General features: G+C 58.7%; 19 protein-coding genes and 1 tRNA gene. 9 read left to right on the plus strand and 11 right to left on the minus strand.

What is annotated here, in order from left to right; genetic code table 11:
* Window positions 1-483 precede the first annotated feature (483 nt).
* Window positions 484-897: a site-specific integrase gene (locus FMF02_RS13880; RefSeq protein ID WP_244611640.1), complete on the plus strand. Its 414-nt coding sequence runs from the start codon at window positions 484-486 to the stop codon at window positions 895-897.
* Between the two features lie 306 nt (window positions 898-1,203).
* Here FMF02_RS13880 and FMF02_RS06290 read toward each other — a convergent pair whose 3' ends face one another.
* The 4 genes from FMF02_RS06290 to FMF02_RS06305 form a co-directional block, all read right to left on the minus strand.
* Window positions 1,204-1,917 (minus strand): tetratricopeptide repeat protein, encoded by a 714-nt coding sequence (locus FMF02_RS06290; protein WP_141412533.1) that lies wholly within the window; start codon window positions 1,915-1,917, stop codon window positions 1,204-1,206.
* A gap of 2 nt (window positions 1,918-1,919) precedes the next feature.
* Window positions 1,920-2,825: a DHH family phosphoesterase gene (locus FMF02_RS06295; protein WP_141412534.1), complete on the minus strand. Its 906-nt coding sequence runs from the start codon at window positions 2,823-2,825 to the stop codon at window positions 1,920-1,922.
* A gap of 84 nt (window positions 2,826-2,909) precedes the next feature.
* Complete coding sequence (locus tag FMF02_RS06300; RefSeq protein ID WP_141412535.1) at window positions 2,910-3,572, minus strand: hypothetical protein; 663 nt, start codon at window positions 3,570-3,572, stop codon at window positions 2,910-2,912.
* An 8-nt stretch (window positions 3,573-3,580) separates the two neighbouring features.
* Window positions 3,581-4,486: a helix-turn-helix transcriptional regulator gene (locus FMF02_RS06305; protein WP_141412536.1), complete on the minus strand. Its 906-nt coding sequence runs from the start codon at window positions 4,484-4,486 to the stop codon at window positions 3,581-3,583.
* A 112-nt stretch (window positions 4,487-4,598) separates the two neighbouring features.
* On the opposite strand from FMF02_RS06305, the gene FMF02_RS06310 reads away from it, so the two are divergent.
* The gene (locus tag FMF02_RS06310; RefSeq protein WP_141412537.1) at window positions 4,599-5,111 is read left to right on the plus strand and encodes an HAD domain-containing protein; all 513 of its coding nucleotides are present in this window, start codon (window positions 4,599-4,601) and stop codon (window positions 5,109-5,111) included.
* Between the two features lie 692 nt (window positions 5,112-5,803).
* Here FMF02_RS06310 and FMF02_RS06315 read toward each other — a convergent pair.
* Window positions 5,804-5,995 (minus strand): helix-turn-helix domain-containing protein, encoded by a 192-nt coding sequence (locus FMF02_RS06315; protein ID WP_179952796.1) that lies wholly within the window; start codon window positions 5,993-5,995, stop codon window positions 5,804-5,806.
* Between the two features lie 1,165 nt (window positions 5,996-7,160).
* Between FMF02_RS06315 and FMF02_RS06320 the strand changes: the two genes are divergently transcribed.
* Window positions 7,161-7,835, plus strand: a complete 675-nt coding sequence (locus FMF02_RS06320) for a hypothetical protein (protein WP_141412538.1) — start codon at window positions 7,161-7,163, stop codon at window positions 7,833-7,835.
* On the plus strand, window positions 7,832-8,413 hold the full coding sequence (locus tag FMF02_RS06325; protein ID WP_141412539.1) for a hypothetical protein: 582 nt from the start codon (window positions 7,832-7,834) through the stop codon (window positions 8,411-8,413). Before FMF02_RS06320 ends, FMF02_RS06325 begins: the two co-directional genes overlap by 4 nt.
* A 210-nt stretch (window positions 8,414-8,623) precedes the next feature.
* On the opposite strand, the gene FMF02_RS06330 is transcribed toward FMF02_RS06325, so the two are convergent.
* Both FMF02_RS06330 and FMF02_RS06335 read right to left on the minus strand, forming a co-directional pair.
* Window positions 8,624-9,853: a site-specific integrase gene (locus FMF02_RS06330; protein WP_141412540.1), complete on the minus strand. Its 1,230-nt coding sequence runs from the start codon at window positions 9,851-9,853 to the stop codon at window positions 8,624-8,626.
* A 290-nt stretch (window positions 9,854-10,143) separates the two neighbouring features.
* Window positions 10,144-10,225, minus strand: a tRNA-Leu gene (locus FMF02_RS06335).
* A 530-nt stretch (window positions 10,226-10,755) separates the two neighbouring features.
* On the opposite strand from FMF02_RS06335, the gene FMF02_RS06340 reads away from it, so the two are divergent.
* The 3 genes from FMF02_RS06340 to FMF02_RS06350 are packed head-to-tail and all read left to right on the plus strand — an operon-like array spanning window position 10,756 to window position 14,000.
* A complete protein-coding gene (locus tag FMF02_RS06340; protein WP_141412541.1) occupies window positions 10,756-12,324 on the plus strand; it encodes an NAD(P)/FAD-dependent oxidoreductase in 1,569 nt (522 codons plus the stop codon).
* Between the two features lie 4 nt (window positions 12,325-12,328).
* On the plus strand, window positions 12,329-13,219 hold the full coding sequence (locus tag FMF02_RS06345; protein WP_162502280.1) for a glycosyltransferase: 891 nt from the start codon (window positions 12,329-12,331) through the stop codon (window positions 13,217-13,219).
* Window positions 13,212-14,000, plus strand: a complete 789-nt coding sequence (locus FMF02_RS06350; RefSeq protein WP_141412543.1) for a DUF5672 family protein — start codon at window positions 13,212-13,214, stop codon at window positions 13,998-14,000. Before FMF02_RS06345 ends, FMF02_RS06350 begins: the two co-directional genes overlap by 8 nt.
* Before the next feature lie 13 nt (window positions 14,001-14,013).
* Here FMF02_RS06350 and FMF02_RS06355 read toward each other — a convergent pair whose 3' ends face one another.
* Both FMF02_RS06355 and FMF02_RS06360 read right to left on the minus strand, forming a co-directional pair.
* Window positions 14,014-14,847, minus strand: coding sequence for a glycosyltransferase family 2 protein (locus FMF02_RS06355; RefSeq protein ID WP_227045198.1), 834 nt, complete (start codon window positions 14,845-14,847; stop codon window positions 14,014-14,016).
* A gap of 7 nt (window positions 14,848-14,854) precedes the next feature.
* On the minus strand, window positions 14,855-15,769 hold the full coding sequence (locus FMF02_RS06360) for a glycosyltransferase (RefSeq protein ID WP_141412545.1): 915 nt from the start codon (window positions 15,767-15,769) through the stop codon (window positions 14,855-14,857).
* Window positions 15,770-16,711: 942 nt separating this feature from the next.
* Between FMF02_RS06360 and FMF02_RS06365 the strand changes: the two genes are divergently transcribed.
* Window positions 16,712-18,751: a hypothetical protein gene (locus FMF02_RS06365; RefSeq protein ID WP_141412546.1), complete on the plus strand. Its 2,040-nt coding sequence runs from the start codon at window positions 16,712-16,714 to the stop codon at window positions 18,749-18,751.
* A gap of 48 nt (window positions 18,752-18,799) precedes the next feature.
* Complete coding sequence (locus FMF02_RS06370) at window positions 18,800-19,942, plus strand: acyltransferase (protein WP_141412547.1); 1,143 nt, start codon at window positions 18,800-18,802, stop codon at window positions 19,940-19,942.
* Window positions 19,943-20,014: 72 nt separating this feature from the next.
* On the opposite strand, the gene FMF02_RS06375 is transcribed toward FMF02_RS06370, so the two are convergent.
* Both FMF02_RS06375 and FMF02_RS06380 read right to left on the minus strand, forming a co-directional pair.
* Window positions 20,015-21,283, minus strand: coding sequence for an MFS transporter (locus FMF02_RS06375; RefSeq protein ID WP_141412548.1), 1,269 nt, complete (start codon window positions 21,281-21,283; stop codon window positions 20,015-20,017).
* A gap of 26 nt (window positions 21,284-21,309) precedes the next feature.
* Window positions 21,310-22,299 carry a polyprenyl synthetase family protein gene (locus FMF02_RS06380; protein ID WP_141412549.1) on the minus strand — a complete coding sequence of 330 codons (990 nt, stop codon included), beginning with the start codon at window positions 22,297-22,299 and terminating at the stop codon, window positions 21,310-21,312.
* Between the last annotated feature and the right edge of the window lie 104 nt (window positions 22,300-22,403).

Genomic DNA, 22,403 nt, shown 5'->3' on the forward strand with positions numbered 1-22,403 from the left:
ATTAAGAACAAAGTTCAGCCAAGATATTATCCCGAGAAGAATTGTAATCTTGTTTTATTCATATAAAATGACTATATTTATTTTCATGCCTGAAAAGCATTCGAAACAGTTTGCGCAGAGGTTTGTTTTTTCAATTATAGGTTTGATATTCAGATAACTGAAAAGTACTACAGAGTCCCTTTTATCCGCACAAAGGAGCCTTCTCGAAGGGTTCCTTTTTCGTTGCCCGTTCGGTGCAAAAAAAAGTGCAAATTGTTTGTATATCATCGTTTTGCAAAGGTTGTTCGGAGCTTGTTCGGGAAGAGCCGGAACGCATTTCGAAGAAGATCGTCAGGTGGCAAAAAGGTGGGCAGAGCCTATTTTCAGCTTCCGAAAAGGGAACAGCCACCTTTTTTAGCATACAATTCACTGTTTTACTGTGCGTTGCGTTGTAATAAAGTTTCCTTGCCGACGTTTTGTTAACCCTTAAAACCGTCACGAGTTATGAGACAGGAAACTTTTACCATCCTTTTCCTCATGCGGAAAGGAAGAACGAAAAAGAACGGTCTGGCGTCGATTTACGCCCGCATCACTATGGGCAGTCTGCGGCAGGGATTCTATTTTCATTGCGAGGGCAAGGAGCCTCCCTCGCCAAGCAACCTGAAGATGAATGCTAACATGGAGGGAATCGTGACCGTGTGCGATATCGACAAGGAGGTGACCACCGACTACTTACGTCACATTCGCCACGACCAACACACTGTCGCAAGGCATCCGTCTCGGGTCACCAGCCGCATGCTGGGACACACCAATGTCAAGACTCTCCAAATCTATGCCAAGGTCACGGACAACATGCCGGCAAAGGGATTCGAAGAGATGGCCGGTATCTATTCCGAAGAATACAGTCTCATCCAATGAAAACGTACTCTTAGTAACCTTACGGGTTTTTGAGTGATCCCTCCAAACCACAGGGGGGGGCTTCCGTACCATTATTGTTCGTTTCTCCCTTCATTCCACGGTTAAATGCAGACGAGCCCATCGTGCTGGCAGAGTTTTCAGACGAACACCACGGTAGTCGGTTCGGCTGCTCTACACCCCGCGTTTTTGTGAAAAATCCGACGGATATCATCCGACTACTATTCGAAGAGAGAACTGGTTCAGTATGGGATTCCGAGATGAAGTAATACGGTCGATCCAGAAAGAGTAAAACTCCGTTCGGAACTTCTATTCCGAACAGGTGACAGATAAGTATTCCAATATATTTTTTCTACCAAGTACAGATCCGTTCGATGCGGCGCGAAGGTACCAACGGGCGGCCCGTTCCCGATCCTGCTCCACGCAAATCCCTGTTTCATACATATAACCGATATTATTTTGAGCTGTCGGATGTCCCTGCATGGCTGCGAGTAGCGTCCAAAGATATGCTCTGGCATGATCTTGCGGAACACCTTTGCCATCGAGATAGCAACAGCCCAAATCGAATTGAGCCAGCGCATCGCCCTGTTCGGCACCTTTTAGCAATAATCCGATCAATTCATCGTCGTAACGATTCATCGCTTCGAGGCTGCCGATCAAAAGGCTCTCGGCACTGATGTCTCCGGCCTGAACAAGCTCGCGAGCAAGTTCTGCGACCTTCTCCGGGGCCTTTCCGATAAAATAGGTTGCGAAATATTCCAATGCGTCTCGATTTCCGAATCTGGCGGCAGTCATCAAATGATAAGCCATTTGATCTTCTTCACCGACCATTTCATAAAGAGTGCCGAGCCGTTCCTGACGGATACTATCGTCGATTCGTACGGCACAGGAATACAAGAGCAAGGCAGTATTATACTCACCCTTTTCGAAACTGCAATCGCCCAGAAAGCGGCGAATCCGATCGTTTAGCAGGAGCCCCGGCCAGCGTGATGCGGCAATGATGATTCTTCGAAACAGTTTCATGATTATAAGCGTGTTATATGTTTATTGAACTCTATGGAAGAGAGAGCGAACCCGGCTGCGGTACGGTGTCCTCCGCCTCCGAACCTTACGGCTATCTGCGCAACGTCGAGCGCGGAGCCGGGTGCGGTATAGAGCGACAGCTTCCACCGCATGGGAGGTACGAACTGCCCGACCAGATAACCGTCCGCTTCGATCTCCGGATGGCGCCGATGCCATGCGGCAAGAGTCTGCGAATCGCGCAACGAAGAGTTGATAAAGAGCAGTTTATATATATTGTCGGTGGCCCGTAATCCTACTCTCTGCACGTAAGGGGCTTCTCGCCGACGAAGCTGTCGTTCATAAGCGAGCATAGGTTCTCCGTAATGCCGAATGTAGCCATGCAACAATGCATTGTCATCCAGAACACGCAGATCGTAATGTCTCGGATCGCCGAATCGATTCGAAACGACCAGTTGCCAAGGGTAGGTCTGTGTCTCCCACGTATCATCCCGTTGCCAGAGGTCGTATTTATCGGCCAATTCAATGGCAAGCGGTGCCTGTCGTTCGAAAAAATAGTACCACGTCAGCCAAGCAGCGGAATGAGAGACGTCACGAATCCCTGCGGGTTCTTCGTGTCCGGTCGCCGCCCATCGCTCAATCGCCGACACATGATGATCGATCCATACGAACCGTTCGCCGAAGAGCCGTTGCAGGCGCAGGATCGTTGCGGGACAAAACGAGATGTCGACAGCGAATATTCTCGTATCGTCGTCGGGTATCAAGGTTTGCAGGCGTTTGTCCTCGGTCAAGTAACCGTGCCGGACGTATTCGAATCGGGCGCCGGGCCAAAGGTCGCGAGCGGCGTACCGCACAGTCGCTGCCGCCGTGATTCCATCCGTGTCGGGATGGTAGAAAATATAAATCGTCATATCGTATCGTTCGTTTACGGTGCAAAGAAAAACTCCGCCTGTGCAAATAACATGTGCAGGCGGAGCGAATAATGAAAAAATATCTCAGACGGGGTTCTTCGCCCAAGCCGCGAGGGCGTCGGCAAATGCCCGGGCAATCGGGTCGTCGGCATATTTCGGAAGACGCAGCATCCCGACAAGCGTGTCGAAACATATCTGTTTGTGTTCGTATCGATCGCTCTTGATCGGTTGCGGGACAGGCAATACATAGACGACCTCGACCGATTCGACTTTGGCAATCTCGCCGTATCGCAGGGTACAGCGCTCTTCTACGAATCTCGTCTCGCGGTATTCGATCCAGCGGTCGAGTTTCTCGATCAGTTTCCGGTATTTCGTCCGGGCCATCGTCGCCCGGTAAATCGTGATAATGTCATCGAGCACGTCCTTCAACGCCCGCTGTTGTATGCCGTACAGATATTCGGCCTGTTCGGAGCGAATCGAATGATTGTCGGTCTTCAGCTCGACATAGACGACCTTCCGTTCCGAACAGACCATGTAGTCGATTCGGTCCGACTGATGCGAGCCGGCATGTTTGGCCGGGAATTCGGGAATGATCGTTAGGACCTCGTCTGCCGCGAAATAATTGCAGTATTTCAGCAGGTCTTCCAGATAGAGCGCGAAGAAGATGTCTGCGCGACGTTCGAGTTGGTAGGCGGGAAGCGTGCGCCAATCGGTCAGCAAGCCGAACAATTTCGTCAGTGTTTTCATGACCATCCTTATTTGTAGTAGGTTACTATTTTTTCGAGCGTCTCTTTGAGGTGTCGGCGAACCCATTCGGGCGACAGAACCTTCACATATTTTCCACAGGCGAGAATATCGCCGAAAAAGCGGGTAGTCGGTCGCAATATATAAGTAAATTCTGCTTTGTCCTCCGCTGTTTTCGTCTCGTGCTGGCTGGTGTGCAACGGCAATGTCCGAAGCAGATCGACTTGCCGGCCATAGGCTCGAAGGACGACTTCGGTTTCGGGAATATTTTCGTAGCGACCGATGCCGTGCTCCTTCAAATACTCGGTTGCAGAAAATTCTTCGGGCAGGGCGAATGTCTCTTCCATCATACTGCACGCCTCCATGCGGTCGAGTGCATAGGCCTTCAATGCGGTTTCGGTGCCGCGCAATCCGAACAGATACCAGCGGCGATCGCTCATCTGCACGAAATAGGGAGATACTACCGTCTCGGATGCCTCTCGTCCGAACGGATGGTACCCGATGCGCAATCGTCGGTTTTCACGTATAGCCGTCAGAATTGGCTGAAGCCAGCGATCGGACGAAGGAACCTCCTCCACGACGATACGGTCATTCAACGTCTTGCTTTCAGTGAGCATCCGACGGAGCGATATTGTCTGCCACAGCCATGCCCCGATTGGATTGTGGTTGTCCGTACATACCGAATACAGATTGTGGGAGCATACGATTTCCACGCCGAGCTCCAATTCATTGATCGCTTCTTTGTGCTGTTGAAAGGTGCGGCGCGACAGCGGCTCTCCATCCGGATTGAGCGTAGTTTCTTCAACCCAACGCCGATCGATTTCCCGCAAAGAGCAGGGACCATGTCGACGCAACGTATCGATCAACCATGCATATCGGGCGTATTTGTCTTTGCGACGTATTGCAAAACCGCTCATAACCACTTCCTTTTCCCGCAAAGATAGAAACTATGTGCGCAAAAAACATGTGCAGTAAAAAGAATCGCGATTTTTTGTATCCTTTTTTCTCTTTTGTTCGTATTATTTGTATATGAACAAATTCATTTTTCTCGATTTTGACGGGGTGCTCACTACAGCCCGTTACCACAACAAGCTATGCCGATGCGGTATGGCGACGATCGACCGATTCGGTGAATTGTTCGACCCGCGGGCCGTTGCGAACTTACATACGATTCTCGAACAGACCGAGGCTAAGCTTGTAATCACATCGTCGTGGCGTACGGAAGGATTGGATATGATGCGGGATTTATGGCACACCCGTATGCTTCCCGGACAGGTTACGGATATTACCCCGTTCTACCTCTACGGCGCTTTCCGCCGCTCTTCCGCCGAAGAGCCGTTTGCGGGATTTACGCCCGGCAGCCGGGGCATGGAGATCGCCGAGTGGCTCATACGCAACGCTGAACCGCATACGCCGTATGTAATTCTGGACGATGAAGAGGACATTTTGTTGCGGCAAACCGATCGGTTCGTCAAAATCGATGCGGAGACGGGCATCACATCGGAGAATGCCCGTCATGCGATCGAATTATTAGCGTGTTGATGCAAACTCAATTCTGGCATTCGCTTTCGAAATAATGTTGATTTTTTGAATTCGCAAATCGCATAAATTACCCTTATCCGACCATTGCAGAGCGCTTAGGTTAACAAAGGCCGCCATTTTGTCGCGATGGGCAAGTCCTCCCACGTTCGATCACCCTCCCCTCTCGTAAGAGCGGCAAGCCCTTCGGACGGCCTCCGGCGGTCAAGAGCGGCCAGCCGATTCGGGGGCCACGATGACGTATTATCTTGCGGACGGAAGCGTGAACGCACTCCCGATCGAACGCATGTGCTCGTGTTCACGTGGACGGATGTACGCACGTGTTCGCACATGAGCGGATGTACGAATACGAACATCCTCGCACGGCCTCTTGCAGGCAAGAGCGAAAGCGAACATCCGCACACGCACGATTGCCGGCATCCGTTCACGGATTCATGCAGACGATCATGTCTTCATCTGTTCACGCACCGTTTCTCTCCCGATTGAATACGGCTGGAAATACAATAAAATATTGTTTGCAGCGACGATATTCCGCGAACTGCTCTGACCCCGCCCCGCAGCTCCGGCCGGCCCGAACGGACATCCTCGAAAATGTCGGTGAGGGGAGGCCGGGGACGAACGGAAATCAAGCAACGCCGGTTTGATTCATACAAAAAGAGACGGAACATAATGTTCCGTCTCTTTATATCATATGGTTATTCTTTTTTAGGCGGGTATTCCATTGGAGCGAAAAATTCATCCAAAGAAATATTGTAATATCTGCAAAATAGAGAGAGGGTTTCCAAAGAAGGAAATTTCTGTTGATTTTCATAATGAGAAATATGCAGGTGCGTATTCTCTATAAGAAACTCCTGTGTATGACCGTGTTGCTCTCGAATTTCTCGCATCCGAAGAGCCACCAACTCTCTCAATATGTTATCTTTTCGTTGCAGTGCAATTATTTTTGTTACAAAAAAATGTATGAAACGAAATTTTTAATCTGCACGATCGTGCTTGATTAAATAATATTTACTATATTTGAGGTGCAAACCTTGAAATTAAGTACATAAATTATGCTACCTTTGCAACTGAACAACTCGGCATAGCCGACGGACATAACTCATAAAGGGTAAACAACTCTTTATACCTTACAGCGAACTTGGGACCCTCCTTTAGGAGGTTGTTTAGCACGGTATAATAGTTGTCAGTCCTGGTTATGTCCTACCCTAACGGGTAGGGCACGGCTAGGGCGCAGGACAGCTTCCGTGCGATGGTTCCCAAGACCTGCTGTAAGGGGCTGACACCGCGCCCCTTTTTCTTTTCCCTGCGGGCGCATGATCCATCGCTCCGAACGTTATGCGTCGTCCCGCCCCGAATACAATAAAATATACGAACTGTACCTGCCGAACCGTCGGCCGACGGAATCGGCATGCGGGCATGATGCTTGCGCCCGCGACGCCTTTGTCTGCAACGTCTTTGTTCGTAACACCCTCGTTCGTAGCACTTTCGTCCGAAACAGTTTGGGGGCTCTCCACGCTTGTTTTCACAGCGAACGCACACATCGTTATCCCGAACGTTATGCTCCGTCCCGCCCCGAATACAATAAAATATACGAACTACACCTGCCGAACCGTCGGCCGGCGGAATCGGCATGCGGGCACGACGCCTTCGTCCGCAACGGTTCGGGTGCCCTTCACGCTCCGCCGATCTTACAGGCGGCGGCATCGCCTTGTTTCTTTTTCAAGTAAAAGTTTTAGGTTCGGCGATGTCGCTGCCCTTCCCATACGGTCCCCGCGATCCGTAACTGACGAGTACTGGTACGTCGCCTCCGCCGCACAGCTCCGTGCGGCGGAGTGGCGGGCGGGTGCTGACGTCCCGCGCGGGATACGGCGAGGTGCGGGAATCGATAATTGCAATCCGGCGACTTTTCGCCGGAAGGTCTGGTAATCTTACAATTCGTCGCCTCCGCCACACAGCTCCGTGCGGCGGAGTGGCGGGCGGGGCAGCTCCGATATACTCCGCAAATTGCACTTAATACGACCCCTGAACAACTAATTCGATACTTAAATTACAATGAAAAAGGAAACGACACTCCCCGACGAGCTGGCCCGACTCCTCCTGCTCGAAACCGATGAAGACGTGAAAACCGAGGACGATTCCCCGAGCCTCGACTACCGGCGGGACATCCGTTCGATCCTGACGACCCTGTACGAGCGGGCGCCCTACATCTATGCCCTCTTCAAGGCCGCGCCGAAAACGGAGTTCCGCATCGCGCTGACCGAGGACTTCTCGCGTGGCGACCTCCCCGATGAAACCTATACCATCCCCGAGTTCTGCGCCCGTTACGCCTCCTTCAAGCCCAAAGGGCAGATCTTCCTTATCAGCTTCTCGGTCTACTGCACGGAGAAGGAGCGGGAGGAGATGTACCGTAAACACGGCGAAGTGTTCTGCTCGCCCGAGGGCACGGCGCTCTGCGAGATCGGCAGCGAAGACCTCGATACGGCGGTCGAAGAAATCGTCAGCGAGTTCCCGAACTACATGATGTGTCGCTGCCGCGCGGCGATTCTCGCGAACGAGCCGCTGACGATCGACGAGGAGACGATCGCGCGCTATGCGCTGACGGCCGAAGAGGCCGCACGGCTCCGGCGGATCGTCAAGCGTTGCAACACCAAGATCGTCGCCGAACTGCGCGGGCAGTACGAACGTCTCGCGGCCATCGACTGCGTGCGGGAGGCGCACGGCGCATGAAGACCGGAAAAGGCCCGATCGCGCTGAGCGACGAAGCGCGCGACCGCGTGCCGGAACAGCTCCATGCCCGCTATGTAGCGACGATCGTCGAACGGTTGCGCGAAGTCGGCACGTTGGATCTCGCGGCGGCTGACCTGCCGATCCGCGTGGTCGACCGGCCGATCGACGATTTCCGCACGGACCCTTCGTTAGACCTCGCACGGTACGTCCGCGACGTGCTGGTCGATCGGGCGACCTATCTCGACGAGCGGTCGTTCCGCCTCGATTTCACCGAGTCGGATTTCAATCTCGACGATTATATCCTGCACGGCGATGCGGCGGAGGACGACCGGCCGATCGTCCGGCTGGCAGGACGCGAAGGGTCGATGACCGTACGCAGCGACGGCTTCCGCGCGGCACCGTATCTCGCGCTGCGCGACTGCTGCGCCCTGTCGCAGCTCGTCGAATACGCGATGCGCATCCGTTCGGGCGCAGTCGATCCCCGATCCCTGCCGCTATTTCAATTGGAATGCTGCCTGAGCGACCGATTCGAGCAGGATTGGAATCGAGTTGCCGAGGCGGTACGGCATCGCCGCTGAGCGGCACCCGCGCAGCGCCCCCGCATCCCCGCGCGGCCGCAGCCGAAGAGCGATTCGCCGCCGTCTCCATAACGACCAGAGCGAGCGGCCCTTATCGGGCCGCTCGCTCCGTTACCGTGCCGTCGGGGCCGGCACGCAGCCGGCTGCGTGCTCAACGGCGGGGTAATCTTCTTTTCTTCGTGTCGATCCGTCCGAGACCTCGACGACCTGTTACTCGGCCGAAGCCGCCGACGCCAGCCGCTCGCCGAAAGCCTCCATCGCGCGGCCGATGACCGTCTCGGAGAATTTGGCGTAGTGGCGCGTCATGTTGGTGTTCGAGTGGCCGAGAATCTTGGCCAGCACGTCGATCGGCATCCCGTATTCGACGGCCATGCAGGCGAAGGTGTGGCGGGCGCAGTGGGTGGTCAGCACCTTGTCGATACCGCACACGGCCGCGATCTCCTTCATGTAGGCATTCATCTTCTGGTTGCTCGGCGTGGGAAGCACGCGCCCGCGAGCGAGGCACGCCTCGTCCCGCTCGTAGCGACGCAGGATTTCGAGCGAGGCCGGAAGCAGCGGGATACGGCTCATGACGGAGGTCTTTTCGCGCGGCTTGTGGATCCACCACCGCCCCTCGTCATCCTGCGAGAGGTGCTCGCGCCGCAGGTGGTCGGCGTCGGCGAAGGCCAGCCCCGTCAGGCAGCAGAAGACGAAGACGTCGCGGATGCGGGCCAGCCGGTGGTCGAGCTCCTTACGGGTCAGCAGTTCCAGTTCATGCGCCGTAAGGTGCTCTTTGGCCTGCACCTCGTCTTCTTTGAGTTTATAGTAGCGGAACGGATTTTTCGTGATCCACTCGTTGCGCAGGCAGTAGAGGACGAAGTTGCGCAGACAGTCCATGACGGCGACCGCCCCGTTGTGGCGGCAGCGGTGGGCGGTTTGCAGGAAGAGGTTGAAGCCGTCCAGAAACTCGTAGTTCATCCGCTCGACGGGAATGTCCTCGGCCTTGCCGCGCTGGGCGAGGTACTGTTTCAGATAGCGCAGCAGCCGTTCGTACTTGTCGGCCGTGCGCTGCGTGATGCGCACGCCCACCTCGCCCTGCCGCCGCTTCGCGTAATCGGTAAGACCCGCGATGAGCATCATCGTGTTGCAGGTCGGGTTGAGGTAGCGCTGCTTGATCTGCGCCGCATTGGCCGCATAGCCCTCGGCCAGCAGCTTGGTGCGGATGTCAAGTATCTGTACGCGGAACTCGTCGAGCATTTCATTGACTTTCAGCGCGAGGCGGCTCGTGCCCATCATCCGCTCCTTCTTCTGGTTCCACAGTTCGGGCCTGCCCTCGCAATGGAAGTAGAATTCCTGCCGCAGACTGCCCGTAGTGATGCGGGCGTAAATCGACGCCAGACCGTTCTTTTTCGTTCTTCCTTTCCGCATGAGGAAAAGGATGGTAAAAGTTTCCTGTCTCATAACTCGTGACGGTTTTAAGGGTTAACAAAACGTCGGCAAGGAAACTTTATTACGACGCAACACACAGTAAAACAGCGCATTCTATGCTAAAAAGGTGGCAGTTCCCTTTTCGGAAGCTGAAAATAGGCTCTGCCCACCTTTTTGCCACCTGACGATCTTCTTCGAAATGCGTTCCGGTTCTTCCCGAACAAGCTCCGAACGACCTTTGCAAAACGATGATATACAACCAATTTTCACTTGTTTGCACCGAACGGGCAACGAAAAAGGAGCCCTTCGAAAAGGCTCCTTTGTGCGGATAAAGGGACTCGAACCCCCACGCCGTGAAGCATCAGATCCTAAGTCTGACGTGTCTACCAATTCCACCATACCCGCATGGATGGGACAAAGATACGAATAAGCCGAGAGAAAAAAGCAAGCTCGCTTGCATTTTTTCCGAGGCGAAGTATCTAAGGCGAAGCCAAAGATACGAAAAGTCGAGCGCAGAAGCAAGCGTTAGCTCGATTATGCCGAGACGAAGTATCTAAGGCGCCAGCCAAAGTACGAATAAGCGAGGGCAAAAGCAAACTCGTTTGCATTTTGCCGAGACGAACTATCTGAGGTCGAGTCAAAGGGAACCGAAATTTTTCGATCCGCAACCGTGCGGAGCCGAGGGTATACGGAAGAGGTTCGGAAATAGGCGGCGATCGTCGTGGCGGAAAGGCGCCGTGGCGTATATTGAGTACATTAAGGCTTCGGCGTGTGACCGAAGACACTGCGGTCGTGACACGGATCGGTAGGGACTGTATGGGAGGGCGGCGCCGGAATCGGGGGACGGTCGTTTCGGAAATTCCCGCTGCGGCGGCGGGCGGTGCGCGAAAATGCGCAAAAAACGTTATCTTTGTTGCACGTTATCCCTGTCCGTTATGCCGCAGACCGTTGTCCTTACGCTCAAACCCGAGGAGGCCGCCGACGTGCACCGCTATGCGCCGCTGGCCGCCCGTGCCGCAGGCGTCGCCGAGCGGGACGTGGCGCTGCTGCGGGTTGTCAAACGCTCGATCGACGCGCGGCAGCGGCAGCCGAAGGTGCATCTCACGCTCGAACTCTATGCCGACGGCGAACCGCAGCCGGCTCCCGTGCATTTCGACTACCCGCAGGTGGGCCACCGCACCGAGGTGGTGGTCGTGGGTTCCGGCCCGGCGGGACTGTTCGCAGCGCTGCGGTTGATCGAGCGGGGCTACCGTCCGATCGTGCTCGAACGCGGCAAACGGGTTGCGGAACGCAAGCGCGACATCGCGCAGATCAACCGCAACGGCGCGGTCGATCCCGACTCGAACTACGCTTTCGGCGAAGGCGGCGCGGGGACGTTTTCCGACGGCAAGCTCTTCACGCGCAGCAAGAAGCGCGGCGATTACCACAAGGCGTTGCAGACGCTCGTCTTCCACGGCGCTTCGGAGGAGATTCTCTACGAGGCGCATCCCCATATCGGGACGGACAAGCTGCCCCGCATCATCTCCAACATCCGCCGAACGATCGAGGCGGCGGGCGGCGCGATCCGTTTCGGCAGCCGCGTGACGGGCTTCGATCTGCGCGATGGGCGGATCACGGGTGTGCGCTGCGGCGACGAACGCATCGAGGGTGCGGCCGTTGTGCTGGCCACGGGCCACTCGGCGCGCGACGTTTACGAAGCGCTGTACGCAGGCGGCGTGCGCGTCGAGGCCAAGCCCTTCGCCATGGGGGTGCGCATCGAGCATCCGCAGGCGCTCGTCGATTCGATCCAGTACCATTGCCGCGAACGCGGCGAATACCTCCCCGCAGCCTCCTATTCGCTCGTGAGCCAGGAGGGCGGACGGGGCGTCTACTCGTTCTGCATGTGTCCGGGCGGGTTTATCGTGCCGGCGATGACCGATGCCGCGCAGTCGGTGGTCAACGGCATGTCCCCTTCGCTGCGCAACTCGCCCTATGCCAATTCGGGGCTGGTGACCGAGGTGCGGCTCGACGATTTCGCCCACCTGCGCGACGAGTGGGGCGAGCTGGCGGGACTGCGCTTCCAGCAGATGTTCGAGGAGACCGCCCGACTGCACGGCGGTGCGGCGCAGGTCGCGCCGGCGCAGCGTGTGGCCGATTTCGTGGCGGGACGGCCGAGCCGGACGCTGCCCGCGACCTCCTATATCCCGGGGATCACCCCGTCGCGGCTCGACGGGTGGATGCCGCGCTTCATCGCCGAAAGCCTGCGGGCGGGACTGCGGACCTTCGGGAGGCGGATGCGGGGCTTCGTGACCGGCGAGGCGGTGGTCGTCGGGGTGGAGTCGCGCACGTCGACGCCCGTGCGCGTGCCGCGCGATCCGGCCACGGGGATGCACCCCGAAGTGCGGGGACTGTTCCCCACGGGCGAAGGGGCAGGTTATGCGGGCGGAATCGTTTCGGCGGCGCTGGACGGCGAACGGATGGCCGACGCCGCGGCCGATTATGTGGAACATGCAACGATGCGATGACGGAATGGATGCACCTCGTTTCACGCTGATATGCTGCTCGGTCGATCCGGCCGCTGCCGAAGCGCTGCGGCGCAACGTCGCCGCGACGATCGGCGAACCGTTCGAATTCGACGTGTGGGACAACCGCGGCCGGAATGTCGGGTTGTGCGACGTCTACGACCGCTGCGCCGAACGCAGCGGTGGCGAGTATCTCTGCTTCGTGCACGAGGACGTCCGCTTCCTGACCGAAGGGTGGGGTGCGCGGCTCGCCGCGAAGCTGTGCGAACCCGACTGCGGGGTGATCGGCTTTGCGGGAAGCGTGCTCAAACTGCGGCGGACGACGGCGTGGCTGCACGGTGTGGGCGACATGCGCGCCAACTATGTGCAGTACCACGGCGGCGGCCGTCACCTCCACGCGAAGAATCCCGGCGGGACCGATTTCTCGCCCGTCGTCACGCTCGACGGCATGTGCCTCGTCGTGCGGCGCGACGTATGGGCCGCCACGCCGTTCGACGGGCGGACGTTCCCCGGCTTCCACTGTTACGACCTCGATTTCACGACGGCCGTTTTCGCGGCGGGGCGTCGCAACTACGTCTGCAATACGGTACTCGTCGAGCACTTCTCGGCCGGAGCCTACTCCTACGGCTGGCTCGAAGCGCTCGAAACCTACCACCGCAAATGGGCCGGTCGGCTGCCGCTCGGCGTCGAACCGCTCGACGGGGCCCGGCTGGCCGATCTCGACCGCCGCGCCGAGGCCTATTTCCTGAAACTGCTCTGCCAGAAACGGCTCTTCGGCGCCTGCCCCTTCCGGCGGATCGTGCGCTACATCCGCGCCTATCCCGGCCGTGCCGCCTCATGGGCGCTGCCGTTCAAGTATCTGAAATATCATGTCAAATCGCTCGTTCGTCATGGCTGATTCCCCCCGTTCGCTCGTGCGCGTCGTCGTTCCCGTCTATCGGGAGCTGACGCCCGACGAGGAGTCTTCGTTGCGGAACAACGTCCGCGTGCTGGCCGCATGGCCTTTCACGGTGCTTCATCCCCGGGGGGTGACGCCGCCCGCCTGCTGCCGGGAACTGGGGTTGGAGACGCGCGCCGTCGGCGACGAGTGGCTCGGCCGGCGCAACGGCATTGCGGGTTACAACCGCATGATGCTCAGCGAGGAGTTCTATGCGTCGTTTCCCGATACGGAATATATCCTGATCTGCCATACCGACGCCTGGATTTTCCGCGACGAGCTGGGCGACTGGTGCCGGCGGGGCTACGACTGCGTGGCGGCGCCGTGGCTTCGGCGGCCGCTTTACGATCTGCCGCTGGTCAAACAGTATATGCAGTGGAGGGAGCGGATGAAACGTCGCCGGGGAGAGGCTTCGCGGCAGGTGCTTTACGGCCGCGTCGGCAATGGCGGGTTGTCGCTGCGCCGTGTGGAGGCGTTCCGGCGGGCTTGTGCGACCTACCGCACGGAGGCCGAGAACTACCTCGCCGATCCTTGCCATCTCCATAACGAAGATGTGTTCTGGGCGGTCGTGCCTCGTGAATTCCGTTATCCGGCGCCCGACGAGGCGCTGCGTTTCTCGATCGACACCCATCCGGCCTACGCCCTGCGGCGGCTGGGCGGCGACCTGCCGTTCGGTTGTCACAGCTGGACGAAACGCCGCATGCGGCGGGCGTGGCGGGGGATCATCCCCGCCGCGAAGTGATCCGCGCGCGGGGCTACTCCTGCACCTCTCTGACCAGTGTCGTCGTTTCGGGATCGGGATAGAGATATTGCGAAATGCCCTGTTTGCAGCGCAGCAGACGCCGACTGCGCGTGAGGTTGGCCAATACCTGATTGGCGACAGCCTGGTCGCGGGCTCGGACGTTGTGGTAGATATGATAGACGATGCCCGAAAGTTTGAGCGAGAAGTGCTGCACGCCGATGTGCCACAGCCGGCTGCCGAATTCGTAATCCTCGCTGCCCCAGCCCTGGATCAGTTCGTTGTAGCCGTTGACGCAAATGGCGTCGTCGCGCCAGAAGGCCATGTTGCAGCCGCGCGTCACTTCGGGCTTGTAGCGGCCGAAGACCGGCGATGCCCAGGGGATGCGGATGGCGTTCAGCCTGTTGGAGACATCCTTTTTCCATGCGTTGATGTCGATCGAGCGGTTCGCCAGCAGTCCTGCCGAATATCTGGGACCCAGCAGCACGCGGCTGCCGCTGACGAAGCGTCCCGGACGTGCGACGGAGACATGGTCGCGCACGAAATCCGGATGGAGGATGACATCGCCGTCGACCTGGATGATGTAGGCGCCCGTGGCGCGCGCGATCGCCTTGTTGCGGATGCTGCCGACGCGGAATCCGGTGTCCTCCTGCCATACGTGGACGATCGGGATGGACGTCTGCACGCGGTAACGTGCGATCAGCTGTGCGGTGCGCTCGTCCGAACCGTCGTCGGCGACCAGTATCTCGGCGGGCGCGACCGTCTGCCGTAAACTGCTTTTCAGGCAAAGTTCCAATGCCTCCGGCCAATTGTAGGTCGAGATGACCAGGGATGTCTTGAATTGTTCCATCTTCACATTAAAAAAACATGCTGTCGGGCAGCGCCCCGTAAATTCGGTACCATGCTCTGCGCAACGGGTCGCATCGGTAGGTTTCGCACCAGCGGCTCCACAGCCGTTCGTAGGCTTCGTTCCGTCCGAACCGCCGGCGGGCTCTGTGCAGCCGGCAAAGCTGCTTGCCTTCGAGCGCCCAGCGTACCGGTGCCGCTGTCCGCATCCGCGAAAAGATGGCAGGCAGGATCTGCAACACCTCTTCGTAGAGTCCGCCCGTCCGTTCGCCCTGCGTCGTCGTGGCCGCGTCGTGGCGGCGGAAGGCGTTGAGCGGTTCGAAGACGGTGGACACGCGGCCCTGCAATGCGACGAGCATCCAGAAATACCAGTCGCCGGCGTAGCGGAATCCTTCGTATTCCCCTGCCGCAGGCAGTGCCGAACGGCGGAAGACGGCCATGCTGGCGTTGTAGAGTTCGTTGCGGCGCAGCAGGTGCCTCAGCACGAAGCGTCGCCCGTCCATGCGGCGTACGGGACGTCCCGCATGGCGGACTTTCCCGAACGGCCGTCCCTCCGAGTCGACCGTGCGGCTCAGCGTGTGGGCCAGTACGCACGCGGGATCGGCATCGAGCTCCGCCACGCAGCGTTCGAGGAACGCCGGATCGGCGTAGTCGTCGCTCTCGGCGATCCAGATGTACTCTCCTTGCGTGAGCGCGAACCCCTTGCGCCATTGGGCGAAGGCCGAACCGCCGTTGCGGTCGTTGTAGACGATTTGCTTGATGCGCGGGTGGTTCCGGTAACGTTCGATCACCTCGCGGCTCCCGTCCGTCGAGCAGTCGTCGAGCAGCACTACCTCGAAATCGGGGTAGGACTGCGCGAGCACCGAGTCGATGCGCTGCCTGAGATAGGGCGCGTGACAATAGTTGGGAATAATGACCGAAACCATAGACTTTTAATAGGGCGTGCAAAGTTACGACTATTTCATCGGAAAACAATAAAATTCGGCGTAGCTTTCAATTGATTGTAAATTAGGAGTTTATATATTGATATTAAAAAATATTCAAAAAATTGTAAATTTTTTTACTAAAATATTTGCACGATTCCGAAAAACGCCTTACCTTTGTACTCGAAGCTTTAAGGTTCATTTAGGTTAGTAGTTTTAGGTTGGTGAGGAAACAGCGAGCCGCGGCGTTCTGCCCGGTATCGGGTTTCCTTCTTTTTTTGTCCTTGCCGAACAACGTCCGTGCCGTGCCTCCGATCTCGAAGAGAACCCTGCGATGCTCTTCCGCACAAGGTTTCCTGCCGTAGCCGCCGCACGATTCCCCGGGAGCGAAAAACCACATAACCACATAGTTACTAAAAAATCTGAATAAAATATTAAAAATATTTACTAAAATACTTGCACAATCTCGAAAAACGCCTTATCTTTGTACCCGAAGTTTTAAGGTTCATTTAGGTTAGTAGTTTTAGGTTGGTAGAGGAACTCGAGAGGTTGTAACGGACTCGTTCGTTACTAAGATTTCAGGACGGTGCTCGTCCGAAATCGAATACCTTCTCGGATTACCTCGATTTTTTTTGTACAGCCAACCCTGCATTCTCGTGCGTCCGACCTGTAAATCGCCTCTTTTCAATCGGGTACTCCCGCTTTCGGTCATATAATAAATGACTTCGACTGCGAAATCCTGCATGTTGCCGGTGAAAAATTTGCAATCCGCCGCATTTTCCGTATCTTTGGCTACGCCTTAGATACATCGTCTCGGCATAATCAAACATAAATGTTTGTTTCTGCGCTCGATTTTTCGTATCTTTGACTTCGTCTCGGCGAATTTCGAGCGAATTCATTCGTCGTTCGGTGTGTCGTATTTTGATTCTCGTGAAGTTCCGTGTCATGAAAATATCCTGCCTCGCGCTTTTCCTGGCTTGTTTTTCGTTCGCGCCGCTCGGCGCTTCGCCTCGCTTCGAAGTCGTGCGCGATTCCGCCGGTTTCGTCCCTCGGTGGTCGTGCGGCCAGTTCGTCGTGACGCCGCCTGCGGAGGGGCTGTGGTCGATCGCTACGGCATGGCGCGACGGGGCTCCGGCCGAGTGGCGGCATGTACGTGCCGTGACATGCGAACGGACGGGCGAGTGGACGATCCTTTCGGGCGAACTGGCCTGCCGCGGCGGCCGGTGGCTGCTGCGCGACGCTTACCGCGTCGAGGACGATCTGCTGCATTGCATCCGTCGTTACGAGTGGACGGAAGGTCCGGTGCTCGATTCGGTGACGCTCGGTATCCGGTGGCAGCTGCCCCCATGTCCGGTGCGGCCTTTTCTGCCGGGGATCCTCTACTACGGCAATCCGTCGGGCGCGCGCAATACGCCCGACAATGTCGTGCGTTATGAAGGCCGGGCCGGCGAGTTCGCCCTTTTCGAAGAACACCGCTATCCGATGCCGTTCGCTGCGTTCGAGATCGAATGCGGCGAACGTTGCGCGGCAGCATCGCTCTTTACGTTGCCCAGCCCGCTCGCCGATCCGCGTTATGCGGATCACTGGTGGTCGCTCGGCGTGCGGCAGGCGGACGGGCGTCCCGAATTGCTGCTGCTGTCGGGACCGATCGGCTACAATGGTCGTGCGGGGGCCTGCAAAGCGCTCCAAAAGGGGAGTTTGCAACTGCCCGGTCAATACCTGGCCGTTCGACCGGGGACGGTGATCGAGAAGGAGTTCCGGCTGGCGATCGATCCCGCGCCACTGCGCGGTGCAGCTTTCCGGCGGCCTGTCCATCGGGCGTTGGAGCTGTATGCGCCTTTTTCGTGCGAGGGGCTGCCGGGCTTCGAGGAGATCGTGGCGGCGAAATGCCTCATGACGCGTTCGCGCTGGATCGACGAGGGTCCGGTCGCTGGATTCAACATGTATCCCGCGCCGCGGCGGGCGATCGTGATGGGGTGGTGCGGACAAGCCGCCGCGCCGGGTTATTTCCTCCAACATCTCGGTGCGCTCGGGGTCGATACGGTCGGTATGCATGCGATGGTGCAGCGGTCGCTCGATTTCCTGACGCGGGCGCCTTTCGACGGGGAGGGGTTTCGCGTGCGGTACGATGTCGCTTCGCAATGCTGGTCGTCGCCCGATCCGGTTTCGATGGGGCAGGCGATGTACAATTTCGCACTGGCGATCCGCTCGGCCCGCCGGACGGGCGGCTACGATACGGCCCGATGGGAGGCCTTCCTGCGCCGTGCCTGCGACTTCGCCGCACGGCGGGTCGCCGATCCGGCCTGGCATCCGCGGTCGACGGCCGAAGCCTTTTTCATCGCGCCGCTGCTCGCCGCCGCCGAGCTTTTCGGCTGCGAGCGTTATGCCGCTGCCGCGGCGCGTGCCGCCGACCATTATGCCGCACGGCATCTGTCGATGGACGAGCCCTACTGGGGCGGCACGCTCGACGCGTCGGGCGAGGACAAGGAGGGGGCGTGGGCCGCTTTTCAGGGGTTTCTGGCGCTCTACGAGCATACGCGCGATGCCGAGTGGCTGCGGCGTGCGCAACATGCCGCCGATGTCTGTCTGAGCTATACCGTGGTGTGGGACATCCCGTTGCCGGCGGGTCGTCTGGCCGACCGTGGACTACGCACGCGCGGCTGGACATCGGTCTCTCCCCAGAATCAGCATCTCGACGTCTACGGCGTGCTTTATGCCCCCGAACTCTACCGGCTGGGAACGTATACGAACGACGAGAACTTGCAGTCGTTGGCGCGCGTGATGTACCGCAGTTGCGGCCAGTTGATCGATCCGTGGGGTCGTCAGGGCGAACAGATCCAGCAGACGAATTTCGCACAGCGCGGCGATCTGAGCGACGTGACGCAGTTCCGTGGCGGATATGCCGAGGGATGGACGGTCTTCTGGATCACGGCCCATTTCCTCCATGCGGCGGCCAAGTTCGACGAAATGGGCGTGCGCCCCTGACGGCGCGCGGCCTCTGTTTGCAACCGGAACGTACTAAACTTCGAATAGATGAAAGATTCGTTTTCTCGCAGAGAGCACATCGGCTGGGTAGACCTGCTGCGTGTGCTGGCCTGTTTTCTGGTCGTTTTCGCCCACTGCTGCGACCCCTTCGTGGGGCAGCTCGACGCCGATCGCGGCGCGTTTCTGACCGGCGCTTTCGCCGGCAGTCTGGTCCGGTGCAGCGTGCCGCTCTTCGTGATGATGACCGGCGTGCTGCTGCTGCCCGTAGGCGAGGGGATGGGGGCCTTCTACCGCCGGCGCATCGGTCGCATCGTGCCGCCGCTCCTGTTCTGGTCGCTGGCGCTGCCGCTGCTCTTCTTCGCCTATCTCCACACCTTCGGCGCCGCTACGCAGAGCCCGACGGTCGATCCGGCGTCGTATACCGTGCGCCAGCTCGTCGTGCGCCTCTATACGTTCGTCTTCAACTTCAACTACGACACCACGCCGCTGTGGTATCTCTATATGCTCGTGGGGCTTTACCTCGTGATGCCGGTGCTGGGCGCATGGCTGCGGCAGGCTTCGCAGCGCGATCTGCAACTCTTCCTGGCCGTGTGGGGCGCGGCGCTGCTGCTGCCCTACGTCGAGGTGGCGGCACCGCTGCTGGGCTATGCGGGCAACGGCGGCAACATGGGGCTGTGGGGCGTCTGCGACTGGAACGCCTACGGGACGTTCTACTATTTTTCGGGCTTCGTCGGCTATCTGGTGCTGGCCTACTATCTGGTGCGCTATCCCTTGCGGTGGAGCTGGCGGCGGACGCTCGGCGTGATGGCGCCGCTCTTCGCGGTCGGCTACCTCATAACGGCGCTGGGCTTCGTCGCCACGCAGAACCGGTTTCCGGGTAATTTCGCCTATTTGGAGATCGTGTGGTACTTCTGCGGCATCAACGTCTTCATGATGACGCTGCCCGTCTTCGTCGTCGTGCAGAAGCTCGCCGTCGCCGCCCGTCCGTGGCTTTCGCGTCTGGCGTCGCTCACCTTCGGCATCTATCTGTGCCACTTCGCCGTGATCCCCGTGTGCTACGACCTGCTCGACTGCGCCGCGCTGCCCGACTGGGTGCGGCTCGCGGGGATGAGCGTCGCGGCCTTCGCCGCGAGCGCGCTCGTCGTCTGGGCGATGAGCCGCTGGAGCGTCACGCGGCGCGTGGTGATGTGACCGGCGCCTTCCTGCAATCGCAACGGGCCGGCCCTCGAAGGGGCCGGCCCGTTTTGCCGATCGGCAGACGGTTCAGTCCACCTTGATGTCGGTATTGACGTTCCTGTGTCCGGCGAGTGCGTAGTAGAGGATGTAGAGCACACCGGCGAAGACCACCCAGAAGGACATCATGTAACCTGCGTGGTCGGCCACCAGACCCTGGATCAGGGGCAGGATGCCGCCGCCGCAGACCATCACCATGAAGATGCCCGAAGCGGCCGAGGTGTATTTGCCGAGTCCCTCGACGGCCAGATTGAAGATGCCGCCCCACATCACCGAGGTGCACAGGCCGCAGAGGACGAGCAGCATGATGCTGACCGGAACCTGCGCCATGCCGAACGAAATGTCGCTCTGGAAGACGGGCATGCTCACCACTGCGCTTACGGGGCAGAGCATGGCGCAGACGACCAGCAGGCAGGCTGCCGACGCAACGGTCGAAAGCATCGCCTTGGGCGAGACCTTGGCGCCGAGCAGACCGCCCGCGAAGCGGCCGATGAGCATCAGGAACCAGTAAGTGCCGACGACCGAACCGGCCACGGTGGTGTCGATCCCGAGGTCGGTAGTCATGAAGAGGTTGGCGAAGTTGGGAATACCCACCTCGACGCCGACATAGACGAAGATCGCTACCGTGCCCAGGACGAAGTGGCGGAACGACAGCGCGCTGTGCTCGTTCTTCTCGGCGGACTTTTCGTTCGTCAGGGCGAACGGTTCGGGAATCTCCATCACGAGCATCACGACGAAGGCCAGCGCGAAGATGCCCATGGCGATGAACAGGGCGGGTGCGGCGTTGCTGATCGTGGCCTGTGCGGCGTTCCCCATGAGATAACCTACCAGCACCGGAACGATCGTGGCGGCCAGCGAGTTGAGCGAACCGCCGAACTGCACGAGCTGGTTGCCGCGGTTGCCGCCGCCGCCCAGCGTATTGAGCATGGGGTTGACCACCGTATTGAGCATACACATCGAGAAACCCGAAACGAAGGCGCCGATCAGATAGACGCTGAAACTGGACATCAGACCCGAAAGATAAGAGATGCCGACGCCGATGAAGCCTACGGCCACGGCAGCGAGCGCCGTCTTCTTGTAGCCGATGCGCTGGAGCATCAGGCCCGCCGGCAGACCCATGAAGGCGTAGGCGATGAAATTGGCCGCGTTGCCGAGCTGCGACATGAAGTTCGACGCGCCGAACTGGTTCTTGACGATGATTCCCATCGGGTTTTGGAGCCCCGTCACGAAGGAGATCATCGCAAAGAGCGCGAACATCATCGCAATGGGCAGAACGTAGTTTTTTTTCTGTGTTTCCATAAAGTATTTCAGATTGGTTTTCTCCGTTATCGGTTGCGTTCGGCCACGTAGGCGCACAAGTTGACCAGGGCCGAGCGGATCGGACCGTCGGGCCATTCGGCCAGCAGCGCGGTCGCCCGTTGCAGGTAGCTCTGCATCACTTTCGACGCCTCCTGTAAGCCTCCCTGCTCCTCGACGGCCTGTTGCAGGGCGTCGACCGCCGCTTCGTCCTCGCGGCAGCGTGCCAGCAGGGCGAGCAGCTCGTCGCGCCGCGCCGCGTCGGCACGGTCGAGCAGCAGCAGCAGCGGCAGCGTGATCTTGTGTTCGCGCAGGTCGTTGTTCGACGGCTTGCCCGTCTCGGCGCCGCGCGTGAAGTCGAGGATGTCGTCCTGGATCTGGAACGCCATGCCCAGCGCGTCGCCGAAGCGGCGCATCCGGGCGACCTGTTCGCGGTTCGCGCCGGCCGAGAGCGCCCCCACGCCGGCGCTGATGCCCAGCAGGCTGGCCGTTTTCTTGTAGATGATCTCCAGGTAGGCGTCGCGCGTGATCTCCATGCGCTCGGCGCGGTCGCTTTGCAGCAGCTCGCCTTCGCAGAGCGTGGCGATCGAGGCGATGACGTAGGAGACCAGGTCGTACTGCCCGCTGCGCATCCCGAGCTCCATGTTGCGCGCCAGCAGATAGTCGCCCAGCACCACGGCGTTGCGCGACTGCCATTTGGCGTTGGCCGATGCGCGGCCGCGGCGGGTGTCCGCTTCGTCGATCACGTCGTCGTGAATGAGCGAGGCGGTGTGGATGATCTCGACGAGCATCGCCGCCAGATAGGTGCGCTGCCCGATGCCGCGCCCGCCGGCGGGCGCGTTCAACGCCGCCGAAAGCAGTACCAGCAGCGGCCGTACGCCTTTGCCGCGCGAGGAGAGGATGTAGTCGACCATGCCCGAAAGCAATTCGTTCTCCACCTTGAAATTCCGGCGGACGAACGCATCGAACTCTTCCAGTTCCTGCGCGACGGGGCCGCGTATCGCATCGAGTGTAACCATAGCTCGGGTGACGTTTTGTAGGACAAAGATAGGAATAAGCGCGAGCAAATGCAAATTTATTTGCATGGCCTTCGGCTTATTCGTATCTTTGGCTTCGCCTTAGG

Source organism: Alistipes communis, assembly GCF_006542665.1.
In the GTDB taxonomy this organism is placed as follows: domain Bacteria; phylum Bacteroidota; class Bacteroidia; order Bacteroidales; family Rikenellaceae; genus Alistipes; species Alistipes communis.

Coding starts and splice junctions, on each gene's coding strand:
- FMF02_RS13880 (WP_244611640.1), top strand. CDS start 484: ATGAGACAGGAAACTTTTACCATCCTTTTCCTCATGCGGAAAGGAAGA.
- FMF02_RS06290 (WP_141412533.1), bottom strand. CDS start 1,917: ATGAAACTGTTTCGAAGAATCATCATTGCCGCATCACGCTGGCCGGGG.
- FMF02_RS06295 (WP_141412534.1), bottom strand. CDS start 2,825: ATGACGATTTATATTTTCTACCATCCCGACACGGATGGAATCACGGCG.
- FMF02_RS06300 (WP_141412535.1), bottom strand. CDS start 3,572: ATGAAAACACTGACGAAATTGTTCGGCTTGCTGACCGATTGGCGCACG.
- FMF02_RS06305 (WP_141412536.1), bottom strand. CDS start 4,486: ATGAGCGGTTTTGCAATACGTCGCAAAGACAAATACGCCCGATATGCA.
- FMF02_RS06310 (WP_141412537.1), top strand. CDS start 4,599: ATGAACAAATTCATTTTTCTCGATTTTGACGGGGTGCTCACTACAGCC.
- FMF02_RS06315 (WP_179952796.1), bottom strand. CDS start 5,995: ATGCGAGAAATTCGAGAGCAACACGGTCATACACAGGAGTTTCTTATA.
- FMF02_RS06320 (WP_141412538.1), top strand. CDS start 7,161: ATGAAAAAGGAAACGACACTCCCCGACGAGCTGGCCCGACTCCTCCTG.
- FMF02_RS06325 (WP_141412539.1), top strand. CDS start 7,832: ATGAAGACCGGAAAAGGCCCGATCGCGCTGAGCGACGAAGCGCGCGAC.
- FMF02_RS06330 (WP_141412540.1), bottom strand. CDS start 9,853: ATGAGACAGGAAACTTTTACCATCCTTTTCCTCATGCGGAAAGGAAGA.
- FMF02_RS06340 (WP_141412541.1), top strand. CDS start 10,756: ATGCCGCAGACCGTTGTCCTTACGCTCAAACCCGAGGAGGCCGCCGAC.
- FMF02_RS06345 (WP_162502280.1), top strand. CDS start 12,329: ATGGATGCACCTCGTTTCACGCTGATATGCTGCTCGGTCGATCCGGCC.
- FMF02_RS06350 (WP_141412543.1), top strand. CDS start 13,212: ATGGCTGATTCCCCCCGTTCGCTCGTGCGCGTCGTCGTTCCCGTCTAT.
- FMF02_RS06355 (WP_227045198.1), bottom strand. CDS start 14,847: ATGGAACAATTCAAGACATCCCTGGTCATCTCGACCTACAATTGGCCG.
- FMF02_RS06360 (WP_141412545.1), bottom strand. CDS start 15,769: ATGGTTTCGGTCATTATTCCCAACTATTGTCACGCGCCCTATCTCAGG.
- FMF02_RS06365 (WP_141412546.1), top strand. CDS start 16,712: ATGAAAATATCCTGCCTCGCGCTTTTCCTGGCTTGTTTTTCGTTCGCG.
- FMF02_RS06370 (WP_141412547.1), top strand. CDS start 18,800: ATGAAAGATTCGTTTTCTCGCAGAGAGCACATCGGCTGGGTAGACCTG.
- FMF02_RS06375 (WP_141412548.1), bottom strand. CDS start 21,283: ATGGAAACACAGAAAAAAAACTACGTTCTGCCCATTGCGATGATGTTC.
- FMF02_RS06380 (WP_141412549.1), bottom strand. CDS start 22,299: ATGGTTACACTCGATGCGATACGCGGCCCCGTCGCGCAGGAACTGGAA.